The organism is Xanthomonas sp. NCPPB 2632, assembly GCF_041228075.2.
In the GTDB taxonomy this organism is placed as follows: Bacteria; Pseudomonadota; Gammaproteobacteria; order Xanthomonadales; family Rhodanobacteraceae; genus Luteibacter.
In genome coordinates this window covers 3979227-3992670 of record NZ_CM192979.1, presented here as the reverse complement: position 1 = coordinate 3992670, position 13444 = coordinate 3979227, and the positions used below count along the sequence as shown (strand labels likewise).

Genomic DNA, 13444 nt, shown 5'->3' with positions numbered 1-13444 from the left:
CGCCGCGATTGGCCTTCTGGACCGCCGCGGCCGATAATGCCGGGCTACTGCCTACCGCCATCTCCTGCAAGGTAAGACGATGACCGACAAGACCGAACTCAACGCCACCCACCGCGAACTCGGTGCCCGCATGGTCGACTTCGGCGGTTGGGACATGCCGATCGCCTACGGTTCGCAGATCGAGGAACACCACGCCGTCCGCAGGGATGCCGGCATGTTCGACGTCTCACACATGACCGTGGTCGACCTCACCGGCGAGCGCACCCGTGAATTCCTGCGCAAGCTGCTCGCCAACAACGTCGACAAGCTGACCAAGTCCGGCAAGGCCCTCTACACGTGCATGCTCGCCGAGAACGGCGGCGTCATCGACGACCTCATCGTCTACTTCCTGCGCGAAGATTTCTTCCGCCTGGTCGTCAACGCGGCGACGCGCGTCAAGGATCTGGCCTGGATTCAGAAGCAGGCCGCTGCGTTCGGCGTCACCGTGCGCGAGCGCCCCGAGTTCGGGATGATCGCCGTGCAGGGTCCCAACGCCCGCCAGAAATTCCTCGGCCTGTTGCCGGACGAGGTGCGCGAGAAAGCAGGCAAGCTGGGCAAGTTCGCCGCCCTCGAGGTGGAAGGGCCGAATGGCATGCCGCTGTTCCTCGCCCGCACCGGCTACACCGGTGAAGACGGCTTCGAGGTCGTGGTGCCCAACAGTCGTGTGGTCGAGCTGTGGAACCTGCTGCGCGAGGCGGGCGTCGCTCCGGCGGGCCTGGGTGCGCGCGACACGCTTCGCCTGGAGGCCGGCATGAATCTCTACGGCCAGGACATGGACGAGACGGTCAGCCCCTGGGAAGCCGCGCTCGCCTGGACGATCTCGCTCGACGAGGGGCGTGACTTCATCGGTCGCGCCGCGCTGGAAGCGATGAAGGCCGAGGGTGTGCCTCGCGTCATGATCGGCCTGGTGATGGACGACAAAGGCGTGCTGCGGCACGGCCAGAAGGTGCTCACCGCCCGCGGCGAAGGCGAGATCCTCTCGGGCGGCTTCGCACCCACGCTCGGCAAGTCGGTGGCCTTCGCCAGGGTTCCGGCGGGTGACCACGGCGAGGTTCGGGTCGACATCCGCGGCCGCGAGATTCCGGTGCGCGTGGTCAAGTTCCCGTTCGTCCGCGACGGCCAGCCCATGCCGGGCATCGTCGACTGATCCACAGCATGCTTTCGCGAAACGCGTGGACCGGCGACAATGGTCCGACCCGCTATCGCACCCCCGTCCCGAGCTAACGAGGAATACCCCCATGAGCGAAATCCCAGGCGATCTGAAGTTTGCCAAGTCCCACGAGTGGGTGCGCGTCGAGCAGGACGGCACGGTCACCGTCGGCATCTCCGACCATGCTCAAGGCGCCTTGGGCGATCTGGTGTACGTCGAACTGCCGGAAGTCGGCAGCAGCGTGCAGGCCGGCAACGGTACCGCCGTGGTCGAGTCGGTCAAGGCCGCCTCCGATATCTACGCACCGGTGTCGGGCGAGATCATCGAGGTCAACGCCAAGCTGAGCGACAAGCCGGAAACGATCAACGAAGACCCTTACGAGGCTGGCTGGATCTTCAAGCTGAAGGTCGACGACAAGAGCGAACTCGACAGCCTGATGACGGCCGACGAGTATGCCGAGCTCGCCGAAAACGGCGACGACTGATCGACCCTCTTGTGCTTCAACCCGATGCCGGTCGTCCTCGACCGGCATTTTTTTGTCCGCTGGGTGCCTTCGGCGAAATTTTTTTTTCGGCCCAGTCGTCTTCCGTTCATCCCCGGAATTCGGCCTGCGGCAGCCGCCGGCCGGCGCGGAATTATCGCGCGACGATCCTCGCCGCGCGCATGCTCTTTATATTGGCAAGTCGAGAAAAAACGCTTTATTTACGGTGTTTGCTGAACGGCTTGTCCGTTGCAGCGTGTTTCATTATGGAAGTCCATTAGTACGCCGACAGCTTCGACGGTAATGCCCACGGCCACCGTGCAATCCGTCAGATCGTCGGTTATGTGTCCGCAACGTCTTCAATTTAGAGCCAAAATTTATTGACAGCGGAAATGTTGAGGAATAGCTTTTGCGTCAATTGACGGGGAACCCGGAAATGGAAACAGAAAAATTCATCAGGCCGTACGTGGAGCATGGTTCGAAAGCGGGTGCGGTTCGCAAGATCACCGTCTCGATTCCGCTGCATATCCTCCGCCTGCTATCCGATGAACGTACACGCCGCCAGGTGAACAATTTGAGGCACGCGACGAACAGCGATCTGCTGGTTGAAGCGTTCCTCCATGCTTTTACTGGGCAACCACTGCCAACTGATGAGGAGCTGAGACGAACCATGGCCACTGCCAAGAAAGCCACTGCCAAGAAAGCCGCCGCCAAGAAGGCGACGAAGAAGTCCACCGTAAAGAAGACCACCGCGCGCAAGACGCCGGCCAAAAAGGTCTCGACCCGTAAGGTCGCGACCAAGAAGGCTTCGACCCGCAAGTCGCCGGTCCGCAAGACCACCGCCAAGAAGGCTGCGGTCAAGAAGACCTCGACCCGTAAGGTTGCCGCCAAGAAGGTGTCGACCCGCAAGTCGCCGGTCAAGAAGACCACCACCCGCAAGGTCGCGGTCAAGAAGACCGCCCGCAAGGCAGCAACGCCGCGCAAGGCCGCCGCACCGCGTAAGGCAGCTGCCCCGCGCAAGGCCGCCGCTCCGCGCAAGGCTGCCACCAAGAAGGTCGCCACTGCCAAGGTGGCTCGCGCTACCCGGACCGCCAAGGTCAAGTAAGCGTTACCTACTTATAAGAAAGTGCTTTGCGAATTATCTCCCCGCGGTGCCCAGCGCGGGGAGACGCTTCGAAACTTGACCCCGGCTTGCCGGGGTTATTCGTTGGTGGGATCGGATCGCTGGATTCACGCGGCCATTACGGTTACCTTGTCGCCACATCGCGCTGCGGGGGACGGGGGGTCCACCGCGTCAAGCCATAGGGGGCGCGCGTCTTGCGGAGTCCGTACGACCGCCATGGATAACCGTCCACTCACCATCGAACGCCGACGCCAGCGTGGCGCCGTCAGTCCCGTCACCCTTGCCGTCGTCGTCATCGTCGCCGCGCTTGCCGTCGCGGCCTGGTTCCTCATCATCAAGCCCTATCGCGATGCCCGCCAGGCGGAGTCGCCGGCGCCGGTCGCCGTGCAGAAGGCCGCCGCCACGCGTGACACCACGCCCGTGGCCAACGTCGATGCCCTGAGCGTCGACCAGCTGCTGGCCGAAGCGCGCACCGCCATGAACGAGCAGCGCCTGGTGGCGCCTGCCGGCAACAATGCGTTCGAGTTCTACATGAAGGTGCTGGAGAAGCAGCCGGGTAATCCCGTGGCCGCCGATGCACTGCGCGAGACCTTCTCCTACGGCTCGGCGGCCACCGAGCAGACGATCAACCAGCGCGACTTCAACGAAGCGCAGCGCGAGATCGACCTGCTGGCCAAGGCCGATCCGGAAAACTACACGCTGACCATCCTGCGCTCGAAACTGGACGCGCAGCGCAAGACGCTGGACCGCGAGCAGCAGCAGGCCCTGGACGCCCAGAAGGCCCAGCAGCTTGCCCAGCAGAACGCCGCGGCGACCCGTCAGCAGCAGGCCGAGCAGGCTGCAGCGGCGGCCGAAGCCCAGCGTTCGCAGGCGGCACGAGAGCAGGCGGCACGTCTTGCCCAGTCGCAGCAGCAGACCGCTCCGGCGTCCGCTGCCGCCACGCGTCAGGCCGCGACCGCGCCTTCGGCGCCCGCCTCGGCCGAAAGCGGCGCGATCAGCGATGCCGTGCTGGTACGCCAGGTGAGTCCGCGTTATCCCACGGCGGCCATGCGTGCCAACCAGGAAGGCTGGGTGGATGTCGAACTGACGGTGGGCGTCGATGGCGCCGTGTCCAATGTCACCGTCGTCGATTCGCAGCCCAAGCACGTGTTCGATCGCTCCGCCATGGACGCGGTGGGTCGTTGGGAATTCAAGCCGGCCATGCGCAACGGCGAGCCGATGGCCGTGACCCTGCGGCGCCGGTTGCAGTTCAACCTGGGTCGGTAAGGCGTGCGTCCCCCGGTGGGGGACGCGTCAGTTCGACGCTTTCTTTTTCTTCTTGGTCGGGGTGGCGGGCGCGGTCTTCTTTGCCGGCGCCACCTTGCCCTTCGCCTTGGTCTTCGACTTCGTGGGTGCAGCCGTGGCCTTGGCCACCGGAGCCGCGCGCACGGTGCCTTCCACGCCAGCCCAGTCGACGTGGTTGAGGCCGAGCAGGCTGTCGAACACCATCGGCATGAGGCCGGCCGGTATCGGGCCCGCACCGTTCCACATGGTCACCACGCCGGCGTGGTACTTCGGGAAGAAGCCGATCATGGTGCGATAGCCCGACACGGCGCCCGCGTGGAAGATCAGGTCCTCGTTGGCGTACTTGAACACACGCCAGCCCAGCGCATAGTGGGCTTCGGTCACGCGGGCACGGCGCCAGGGCAGCGAGTGCACCTCGGACGGGGTGTCCACTTCGGGCGCATGCAGCACGTCCAGCGACGGTGTCGGCAGGACGTCCGGACGTCCACCCATCTGGGCCATCAACCACTGCTCCATGTCGCGCAGGCTGGCGTTGACGCCGGCCGCAGGGGCGACCCGGTAGTAGCTGTCGTTGGGCTCGTAGGGAATCCAGTTGTGCGGCCCGCCACGATGTGGCCGTGCCCAGCTCTTGCTGGCCTCGAGGGCGTCGCGGCCGTAGCTGGCGGTGGTCATGCCCAGAGGTGCGAAGATGCGCCGCTCCACCTGGCGGAAGAAGTAGTCGCCAGTGGTGGCGTAGATCACGTCGCCGATCATGCTGAAGGCCACGTTCTGGTAGCCGTAGCACGCGCCGACCTTGCAGGACAGATCCACCTCGTCGAGCTTGCGGACCAGCTCCTCGTAAGGGGCGTCGGCCTCGAGCATGTTGTCGTAGGTGTTGCGTGGCAGGCCCAGTCGCTGGCCGAGGATGTCACGCACCGTGGCCTGCTGCGCGGCCTGCATATCCTTGAGCTTGAAGTACGGGATGGTGTCGATCAGCTTGGTGTCCCAGCTGAGGAACCCCTGGCGCACCAGCACCGCGGTGACGCCGGTGGCAAAAGCCTTGGACAGCGAGGCCAGACGGAATACGGTCTCCGGCGTGGCGGCTTCCTTCGTCTTCGCGTTGGCATAGCCGATGGCTCGCTCGTAGACCACCTTGTCGTCGACGATGATGGCCGTGACGATGGCCGGTGCCGCGTCGCGGGCTTCGGCGGCATCCATCCAGCGTTTGTAGTTTTCGATCGTGTCCTTGACCCGCTCGGCCGGCAGTTTTTCCGACGCGGGGTCCACATGGACCACCGGCGGTTTCTGCGGGGGCGGCGCCGCGAGGGCCACGGGAATGGCGGTGGCGCAGGCAAGGGCGCAGGCGAGCAGGGAGGCGGAACGAAACGACATGCTTATCTCGCGCGGTCGAGGCGTGGGGGCACGCCGCGGGAAGGGGGATGCCAGCGAGCGCGGCATCGTCCTCCGCATTGTCTTTCACTTCCGGGTTCGCCACAACGCATGCGTCTTGACCTCCCTGAACGAAGGCGGCGTGCTAGTCTCGACGCAGATTCCCGCGGAACGCCCGCCACCCGTGAACGTCCGTCGACGCGTCGCCCTGGGCGAGGGCAGGACCCTCGCGCTATCCGTCATCGCCTTCTTCTTCGTGATGACGTCCTATTACGTGCTGCGACCCGTTCGTGACCAGCTTGCCGGCGCCGCGGGGTCGCAATCGCTGCCCACGTTCTACGCCATCGTGTTCGTGGTGATGCTGGCGCTGACGCCCGTGTTCGGCTGGCTGGTCTCGCGCTTTCCGCGCAAGCGCGTCATCGGCAGCAGCTACCTGTTCTTTGCAGCCTCCATGCTGGCGTTCATCCCGGCCTTCATCGCCCAGGACCGGATCGGCGCGGTGTCGCTGGGGCGCATCTTCTTCGTCTGGGTCAGCGTCTTCAACCTGTTCGTGGTGTCGCTGTTCTGGAGCTTCATGGCCGACGTGTACCGCAGCCAGCAGGCGCGGGTCATGTTTCCGTTCATCGCCGCCGGCGGCATGGCTGGCGCGCTGCTGGGCCCCCTGCTGACCCGGCTACTGGTTCAGCGCCTGGGCGTGCCGGCCATGCTGGTGGTGTCGGCCACGCTCCTGCTGATGGCGCTGGGTGCGTTGCTGGCGCTGTCCGCGCGTCGCGACATCAACGACGACAGTGCCGGCGCGCCGGTGGGCGGTTCGATCCTGCAGGGCGCCAAGGCCGCGTTCTCGCAGCCGTTCCTGCGCTACATGCTGGTGCTGATGCTGCTGGGCGACGGCATCGCCACCATGGGCTACACGCTCATGGCCGACTACACCAAGGCCCACTTCGTGGACAACGCGGCGCGCACGGCCTTCTACGCCGACCTCGACCTCTGGACCAACTGCTTCGGTGCGATGCTGCAGCTGACGCTCACCCCGATGATCATGCGCGGCCTGGGCGTGGTCTGGGCGATGGTGCTGCCGGCGCTGGCCAACATGCTCCTGCTGTTGGGGCTGTCGCTGGTGGGTCTGGTCGACCTGCACTTCGGTGGCTGGACGATCCCGGTGATCGCCATCGTCCTGGTCGGCTCGCGCGGCATGACCTACGGGATGATCAAGCCGGCGTCCGATGCGCTCTACACCCGTACGCCCCGCGAGGTGCGATACAAGGGCAAGAACTTCATCGAGACCGCGGTGTGGCGCTTTGGCGACCTGGTGGTCACCACCGGTCTGGTCGCCCTGCGCGGCGCGGGCGTCGGCATCACGGCCATCGGCCTCACCGCGGCCGGGCTGGCCTGCGTGGCCGCGGAGATGGGGCGTCGGGCGGCGACGTCACCCGACCTGCTGCCGGAACAGCCCGACGATCAGCCGGTGATATAGCTCTCGAGCTGGTTGATGGTTTCCTTCTGCTCGGAAATCACCGCCTTGACCAGGTCGCCGATGGAGACGATGCCGATCATCGCTTCGCCATCGATCACCGGCAGGTGGCGCAGGCGCCCATCGGTGCACAGGCGCATGCAATCGTCCACCGTGTCGTCGACGGACACCGTGATGACGCTGGCGGTCATGATCTCGGCCACTGGCGTGTCGCGTGACGAGCGGTCCTTCAGGATGACCTTGCGGGCGTAATCGCGTTCGGACACGATGCCGACCAGCGTGTCGCCCTGCATGACCACCAGTGCGCCGACGTTCTTTTCCGCCATCTGCCGCACCGCGTCGTACACGGACGCGTCGGGCGCCACGGCGAAGACGGCCTTGCCCTTGCCTTCGAGAAGATGCCTGACCTGCTGCATGATCGTGACTCCGCTGCATGCGGCGTGCCGCCGCGGAAACAGCGAGTCTACGCCGGAGGCTGTCCGGCGGAGTCATGGCGAGGTGAAAGCGCCTGCCCGTGACGTGACTCCACGTAATACAGCGGGCGCCGTTTGGATTCCGCGTAGGTCCGTCCGATGTATTCACCGATGACACCCAGCGCCAGTAGCTGCGCGCCGCCCAGGAACAGGATGACCACCAGCAGGGTCGGGTAACCGCGTACCGGGTCGCCCCAGAGGCAGACCTTGAGCAGCACCCACAAGCCGTAGAGGAAGGCGAGCAAGGCCGCGGACACGCCAATCCATGTAGCGATGCGCAGCGGCGCGGTGGAAAACGAGGTGATGCCTTCGACGGCCAGGTTGCCCAGCCGCCAGTAGTTCCATTTGGTGACGCCGGCATGGCGGGCATCGCGGTGGTACACCACCGACGTCTGCCGGTAGCCGATCCAGGCAAACAGGCCCTTCATGAAGCGCTGGCGCTCGCGCAACCCACCCAGCGCCTCCACGGCGCGACGCGAGAGCAGGCGGAAGTCGCCCGTATCGCGTGGCAGCGGGGTATCGGCCACGCGCTCCATCACCCGGTAGAACGCCGCGGAAGTGAACCGCTTGAAGCGCGTTTCGCCGTCGCGTTCCCCGCGCGTGGCGTAGACCACGTCGAAACCTTCCTGCCAGCGCGCCACCAGCGTGGGGATCAGTTCGGGAGGGTCTTGCAGGTCGGCGTCGATCACCACCACCGCATCGGCGTCGGCAGCGTCGAGGCCGGCGGTCATGGCCGCCTCCTTGCCGAAGTTGCGTGACAGGCGCAGCGCCACCACGCGGGCGTCGCGCTGCGCGATGGCCTCGATCAGTGCCCAGGTGTCGTCGCGACTGCCGTCGTCGACGTAGATGATGCGTGCGTCCGCCGCCAGGCCGTCGAGCACGGTGCCCATACGCGCGTGGAATTCGTCGATCACCTGCGCTTCGTTATAAGCGGGGACGACGATCGCAAGGGAGTAGGTCATCGGCGTGCTCAGCGGACGCGTCCGGCTGCCGGTGCCGGTCGCGTGAGGTAGGCCGGTCCGCCGAGCTGGCCCATCTGCTGGGCGATCCACGCCGCGCGGCGCTGCACATAGGCACTGGGCGCGTCGGCGTGGAACCGACGGGGATTGGGCAGCACCGCGGCCAGGCGGGACGCCTGCGCCACGCCGAGCCTGTCGGGCGTGGTGTGGAAGAACGCCTCGCTGGCTGCACCGACGCCGTAGACGCCGTCGCCCAGCTCCACGGTATTCATGTAGACCTCGAGGATGCGCTGCTTGGACCACAGTGCCTCGATCAGCACCGTGTAGTACGCCTCCAGGCCCTTGCGAACGAAGCTGCGGCCGTTCCACAGGAACAGGTTCTTGGCGACCTGCTGGCTGATCGTGCTGGCACCGCGCAAGCGCTTGCCCTCGTCGGCGGCGTCGATGGCATCCTGGATCGCATCGACGTCGAAGCCGTGGTGGTAGGGAAATTTCTGGTCCTCGCCGGCGACCATGGCCAGGCCGACCTGTGGCGATACGTCTGCCCAGGGCACCCACCGGCGGCGATAGGTGAAATCGCTCTCGCCACCGAGCGCGGCCCCGACCCGGCGCTCCATGATCATGGCACTGGTCCAGGGCGGCACGAAGCGCAGCACCCCGACCACCAGGCACGACAACGCCACCCAGGAAACCACGAGCAATACGACGATGTGGGCGAGGCGGCGGGGCAGCGAGCGGGGCGTCGGGCTCATGGCGTCACGGCGAAGGAAGATGGCGCAGTATAAGGGCCGCGCGCGTGCCGGGCTTGTCGACGGCGCGCCGCATCCCCATCTTCCGTCGGATCACCAGGAGGCCACCGTGACCGATTCGCTCGTCGATACCCTTGCATCCGAAGACATCCTGCACCGCTTCCTGCTGGAGAAAGCCGGCGTGCGCGGGGTCTTCGTCCGCCTCGGCGCCAGCTGGCAGGACATCGCGTCACGGGGAGAGTATCCGCCGGCACTGCGCGACCTGCTGGGCCAGGCGATGGCGGCCTCCGCGCTGCTCACCGGCAACATCAAGTTCGAAGGTTCGCTGTCGCTGGAGTTCAAGAGCAAGGGCGCCCTGCGCCTGCTCTTTGCCGAATGCACCGACAAGGGCCGCCTGCGTGGGTTGGCACGGTTCGAACCGGACGAGCTTGCGCCCAGCGGTGAACTCGACTTCGGCGCGCTGCCGGAAGCGGCCCTGGCGATCACCATCGGCCAGGCCGAACGCGGTCGTTACCAGGGTCTGGTCGACCTCGACACGCCGTCGCTGGCCGAGGCGCTGGAAAACTACTTCGAGCGCTCCGAGCAACTGCCGGCCCGCATCCTCCTGGCCGCCGACGGCCAGCACGCGGTCGGCCTGTTCCTGCAGTCCGTGCCGGGCGAGGGCGGCCACGACGCCGCCGAAAACGACGACGATGCCTGGGAACGCGTCGGCCACCTCACCGCGACGCTGAGCGCCAGCGAGATGCTGACGACACGCCCGGAGGAGCTCCTGTTCCGGCTCTACCACGAGGAAACGGTGCGCCTCTACGAGCCCAGGTCGCTGGCCTTCGGCTGCACGTGCTCGCAGGAGCGCGTGGAAGGCATGCTACGCGCGCTGGGCCGCGAGGAAGTCGAGGCCACCCTGGAAGATCGCAACGGCGAGATCGAGGTCATCTGCGAATTCTGCGCCACCCGCTACGTCTTCGACCGCGTAGACGCCGAACGCCTCCTAACCCAAACCGACACCCCCCCCTCCCCCAAAACCCTACAGTAGGAGCGCACGCTGTGCGCGAAAAGCCAACGGAGCGATGAAGCGGTAAGCCCGCGAAAAGCCAACGGAGCGGCGAAGCGGCAAGCCCGCGAAAGCCAACGCAGCGACGAAGCGGCGCCGCCGCGAAAGCCACATTGCGACGACGCGGTAACCTCGCGTGACGCGGCAACCTCGCTTCGCGCACATCGTGCGCTCCTACATTGCCTTTTTGGCGATCAGGCATCCAACGACAGCGGCGCCGCCAGCCACTTGCTGGCCGGCTGCGGCTGGGCGAACAGGAACCCCTGGCCGAAGCGGCAGCCGATGCGCCGCAGTACACGCATCTGCGACTCGGTCTCGATGCCTTCGGCGATCACCTGCATCCGCAGCGAATCCGCCAGTGCCTGGATCGCGCGGACCACGGCGGTGCTGTGGGCCTGGTCGTCTTCGGCGGGTAGCTCGATCACGAACGAGCGATCGATCTTCAGCGTCTCGATCGGGTACTGGTGCAGGTAGCTCAACGACGAGTAGCCCGTACCGAAATCGTCCAGCGCGATACCCACGCCGTGATCGCGCAGGTTTTCCAGAATCCGTTTCACCTGGGCCGGGTTTTCCAACAGGGCGCGCTCGGTCACTTCCACGCGGATGCAACGGGCGGGGACGCCATGTTGGGCGAACAGGTCGAGCAGGCGCTGGTCGAGGTCGGGCGAACGAAAGTGGCTGCCCGAGACATTGATGCTGATGAAGCCCTCGTCGCGTGTGAGCGCGCGGGCCTGCCGTGCGACCTGCTCGAAGATCTGCCAGTCGATCGCCTCGGAGCAGCCGGTATCTTCGGCCACGGCCAGGAAGTCGCCCGGCGGCAGTAGGCCGCGCTCCGGGTGGCGCCAGCGCAACAGGGCCTCGTAGCCCACCACGCGCAGGTTCTCCAGCTCGACGATGGGCTGGAAGAACGGCACGAACTCGTTGCGCGTGATCGCCCGGCGCAGGTCGCCTTCCAGTTCGAGCAGCGACAACGCTTCGCGCCGTAGCCGATCGTCGAAGATGGCTGCGCGATGGCGTCCTTCGTCCTTCGCGCGATACATCGCCGAGTCGGCGTCGCGCAGCAGTTCTTCCGGCCGGGTGTACTCCGGCGTGGGCAGCGCGATGCCGATGGATGCGGAGGTGAAGATCTCCTTCGCCCCCAGTCGGAACGGCGTCTGCAACTGCGCGATGATCCGCTCGGCGATCTGCGTGGCGGCCTGCGGGTCGGTGATGCCCTCGACCAGCACGGCGAATTCGTCGCCGCCCAGGCGTGCCACCACATCGCGCGTCTTCAGGCAGGCGCGTACCCGACCGCCCACCTGGAAGAGCAGGTCGTCGCCGACGAGGTGACCCACCGAGTCGTTGATCACCTTGAACCGGTCCAGGTCGATGAACAGCACCGCGAACAGCTCGCCCGGGTTTTCCCGGTAATGGTTGAGGGCCTGTTCCAGGCGTTGCAGCAACAGCGTGCGGTTGGGCAAGCCGGTGAGCGAATCGTGCAGGGTTTCGTACTTCAGGCGGCGCTCGACGCGCTCGCGCTCGGCGATCTGTTCGCGCAGGTCGCGGTTGGCCAGGGCCAGCGCACGGGTGCGCTCGGTGACCCGGCGTTCCAGGCTGGCGTACGCCTGCTTGAGGGATTCCGTGGTGTATTTGCGCTGCAAGGCATTAGCGATGTGGTAGCTGACGAAGGTCAGCAGTTCCTGGTCGCGCGCGCTGTAGGTGTGCTCGGGCGAGTAGCTCTGCACCGCCAGCACGCCCATGGACTTCTCGTTCCAGATCAGCGGTACGCCCAGCCAGTGCAGCGAGCGCGCGCCGCTGGTGGAGAGCACGTGGTCACGGTTGAGGCGGTCGATCTCGTCGCGGTCCGCCAGCAGGGCCTTGCCGTTGCGCAGAACGAATTCGGTCAGGCCGCGGCCCAGTTCGCGCGGCTCGCGCGAGCCGTCCAGTTCGTCCACGGAGTAAGGGAAGGTCAGCTTGTTCTGGTCTTCCGAAAGCAGCGCGATATAGAAGTTGCGCGCGTACAGCAGGCCACCGATGACGCGGTGCACGGCGGCGTAGAAATTTTCGATGCTGTCGGACGTGTTCGCCAGCTCGGCGATGCGGAACAGGGCGGCCTGCAGGCGTTCGCCACGCTGGCGTTGCAGCACCTGCTGGCGCAACACACGGTTGGCCTCGCGCAGGGCGGCGGTACGCGTGGTGACGCGGCGCTCGAGCTCCTCGTGGGCCTGGCGGCGCTCGAGCGCCGTCTGCACGTGCTGGGCGACATAGGTGAGCAGGTCGCGGTCGTTCTCCGTATAGCGCGTATCGTCCCGGTAGCTCTGCACGACCAAGGCACCGACCACGTCGTCGCCGCGTTTCATCGGCACGCCGAGCCAGTCGTCGCTGGGCGGCCCGATGGCTACGCGCCTGCTGGGCAGGCTTTTTTCCAGCTCGTTGCTGGCGCCCATCATGGACCGACCGCTCATCAGCACGTGCCAGGTGAGCGAGTTCTCGATCGCGTCGATCAGCTGGATACCCTCGGGATCGGGGATGTCGTCGTCCAGCGTGTCCACGAAATACGGAAAGCGCACCGTCCGGTTTTGCGCGTCGTACAGGACGATGAAGAAATTTTCGGCGTACATGAGGCTGCTGACGATGCCGTGCAGCGCACTCATCATGTCCTTCATGTTGTGCTCGGCGCCTGCCTGCTCGGCAATGGCGTACAGCGCACGCTGCAGCCGCTCGGCGAGCGCCAGGCGCGAGATGGCTTCATACAGGCTGGCGGTCTCGGCCAGCTGGCGCAGGCGTGCGGATGCCAGGCGGCCCATCCAGGCGATGAGGTCGGCCCAGGCGGGGGCGTCGTCGTCGATAGCGAAGTCTAGGCTGCGTCCGGTTTGCGGATCGACACCCAGCTCGATCACGGTGCCGGCACGGGTCGGGGCGTCGTCGGTCGGGCGCCAGAACACCCGGGCGTCGGGCAGCAGGCAGCGCGCGAAGGATTCGCACTCGTCGCGGATGCCTTCAGGGTCCGCCGCCCGCAGCAGCCGTTCAACGGCATCGTGCAACGGCTCGACCTCCCCGAAACCGGGGGGCAATGTTGTCGGGCTATGGGATGGAGCTATGGTCATCGCCTGACATGGATTCCGGTCATGGTTGGGGTGAGTCTATATGCGTTAAGGCAGCCGTGCGATGGCCTCGCCCTGTGCCGAATCCGTTGCGCCCCACGCGCCCGGTCCCCCGCTCGTCATAAACGGCAGCTAAGCTTTTTCCTGAACCCCAGCCATCTCGGGGTGTTAGTAAAAAGTAAAACGGGGTATAGTCCAAACCGTCTCCGTCGG

At 66.0% G+C, this 13444-nt stretch carries 11 protein-coding genes; 6 read left to right on the top strand and 5 right to left on the bottom strand.

The features are described from left to right. The first annotated feature begins 79 nt into the window (after positions 1-79). The 4 genes from gcvT to AB8808_RS17105 all read left to right on the top strand — a co-directional run bounded on the left by gcvT (position 80) and on the right by AB8808_RS17105 (position 4059). A complete protein-coding gene (gene gcvT, locus AB8808_RS17120; protein WP_369930762.1) occupies positions 80-1186 on the top strand; it encodes a glycine cleavage system aminomethyltransferase GcvT in 1107 nt (368 codons plus the stop codon). A 91-nt stretch (positions 1187-1277) separates the two neighbouring features. Then, a complete protein-coding gene (gcvH, locus tag AB8808_RS17115) occupies positions 1278-1673 on the top strand; it encodes a glycine cleavage system protein GcvH (RefSeq protein ID WP_369930761.1) in 396 nt (131 codons plus the stop codon). Positions 1674-2106: 433 nt separating this feature from the next. After that, positions 2107-2775, top strand: a complete 669-nt coding sequence (metJ, locus tag AB8808_RS17110) for a met regulon transcriptional regulator MetJ (protein WP_369930760.1) — start codon at positions 2107-2109, stop codon at positions 2773-2775. A 234-nt stretch (positions 2776-3009) separates the two neighbouring features. Then, positions 3010-4059, top strand: a complete 1050-nt coding sequence (locus AB8808_RS17105) for an energy transducer TonB (RefSeq protein WP_369930759.1) — start codon at positions 3010-3012, stop codon at positions 4057-4059. 27 nt (positions 4060-4086) lie between these two features. Here AB8808_RS17105 and AB8808_RS17100 read toward each other — a convergent pair whose 3' ends face one another. Next, on the bottom strand, positions 4087-5448 hold the full coding sequence (locus AB8808_RS17100) for a serine hydrolase domain-containing protein (protein WP_369930757.1): 1362 nt from the start codon (positions 5446-5448) through the stop codon (positions 4087-4089). Positions 5449-5563: 115 nt separating this feature from the next. On the opposite strand from AB8808_RS17100, the gene AB8808_RS17095 reads away from it, so the two are divergent. After that, positions 5564-6919, top strand: coding sequence for an NTP/NDP exchange transporter (locus tag AB8808_RS17095; protein ID WP_369930756.1), 1356 nt, complete (start codon positions 5564-5566; stop codon positions 6917-6919). On the opposite strand, the gene AB8808_RS17090 is transcribed toward AB8808_RS17095, so the two are convergent. Genes AB8808_RS17090 through mtgA form a run of 3 tightly spaced genes read right to left on the bottom strand, consistent with a single transcriptional unit; the run spans position 6904 to position 9100 of the window. Further along, entirely contained in the window at positions 6904-7332 is a 429-nt protein-coding gene (locus AB8808_RS17090) for a CBS domain-containing protein (protein WP_369930755.1), read from the bottom strand. The genes AB8808_RS17095 and AB8808_RS17090 overlap by 16 nt on opposite strands. 47 nt (positions 7333-7379) lie before the next feature. Next, positions 7380-8351, bottom strand: coding sequence for a glycosyltransferase family 2 protein (locus AB8808_RS17085; protein ID WP_369930754.1), 972 nt, complete (start codon positions 8349-8351; stop codon positions 7380-7382). Positions 8352-8359: 8 nt separating this feature from the next. Beyond that, entirely contained in the window at positions 8360-9100 is a 741-nt protein-coding gene (gene mtgA, locus AB8808_RS17080) for a monofunctional biosynthetic peptidoglycan transglycosylase (RefSeq protein WP_369930753.1), read from the bottom strand. 106 nt (positions 9101-9206) lie between these two features. On the opposite strand from mtgA, the gene hslO reads away from it, so the two are divergent. After that, positions 9207-10130: an Hsp33 family molecular chaperone HslO gene (gene hslO, locus AB8808_RS17075; protein ID WP_369930752.1), complete on the top strand. Its 924-nt coding sequence runs from the start codon at positions 9207-9209 to the stop codon at positions 10128-10130. A gap of 212 nt (positions 10131-10342) precedes the next feature. Here hslO and AB8808_RS17070 read toward each other — a convergent pair whose 3' ends face one another. Further along, positions 10343-13234 carry a bifunctional diguanylate cyclase/phosphodiesterase gene (locus AB8808_RS17070; RefSeq protein WP_369930751.1) on the bottom strand — a complete coding sequence of 964 codons (2892 nt, stop codon included), beginning with the start codon at positions 13232-13234 and terminating at the stop codon, positions 10343-10345. Positions 13235-13444 lie beyond the last annotated feature (210 nt).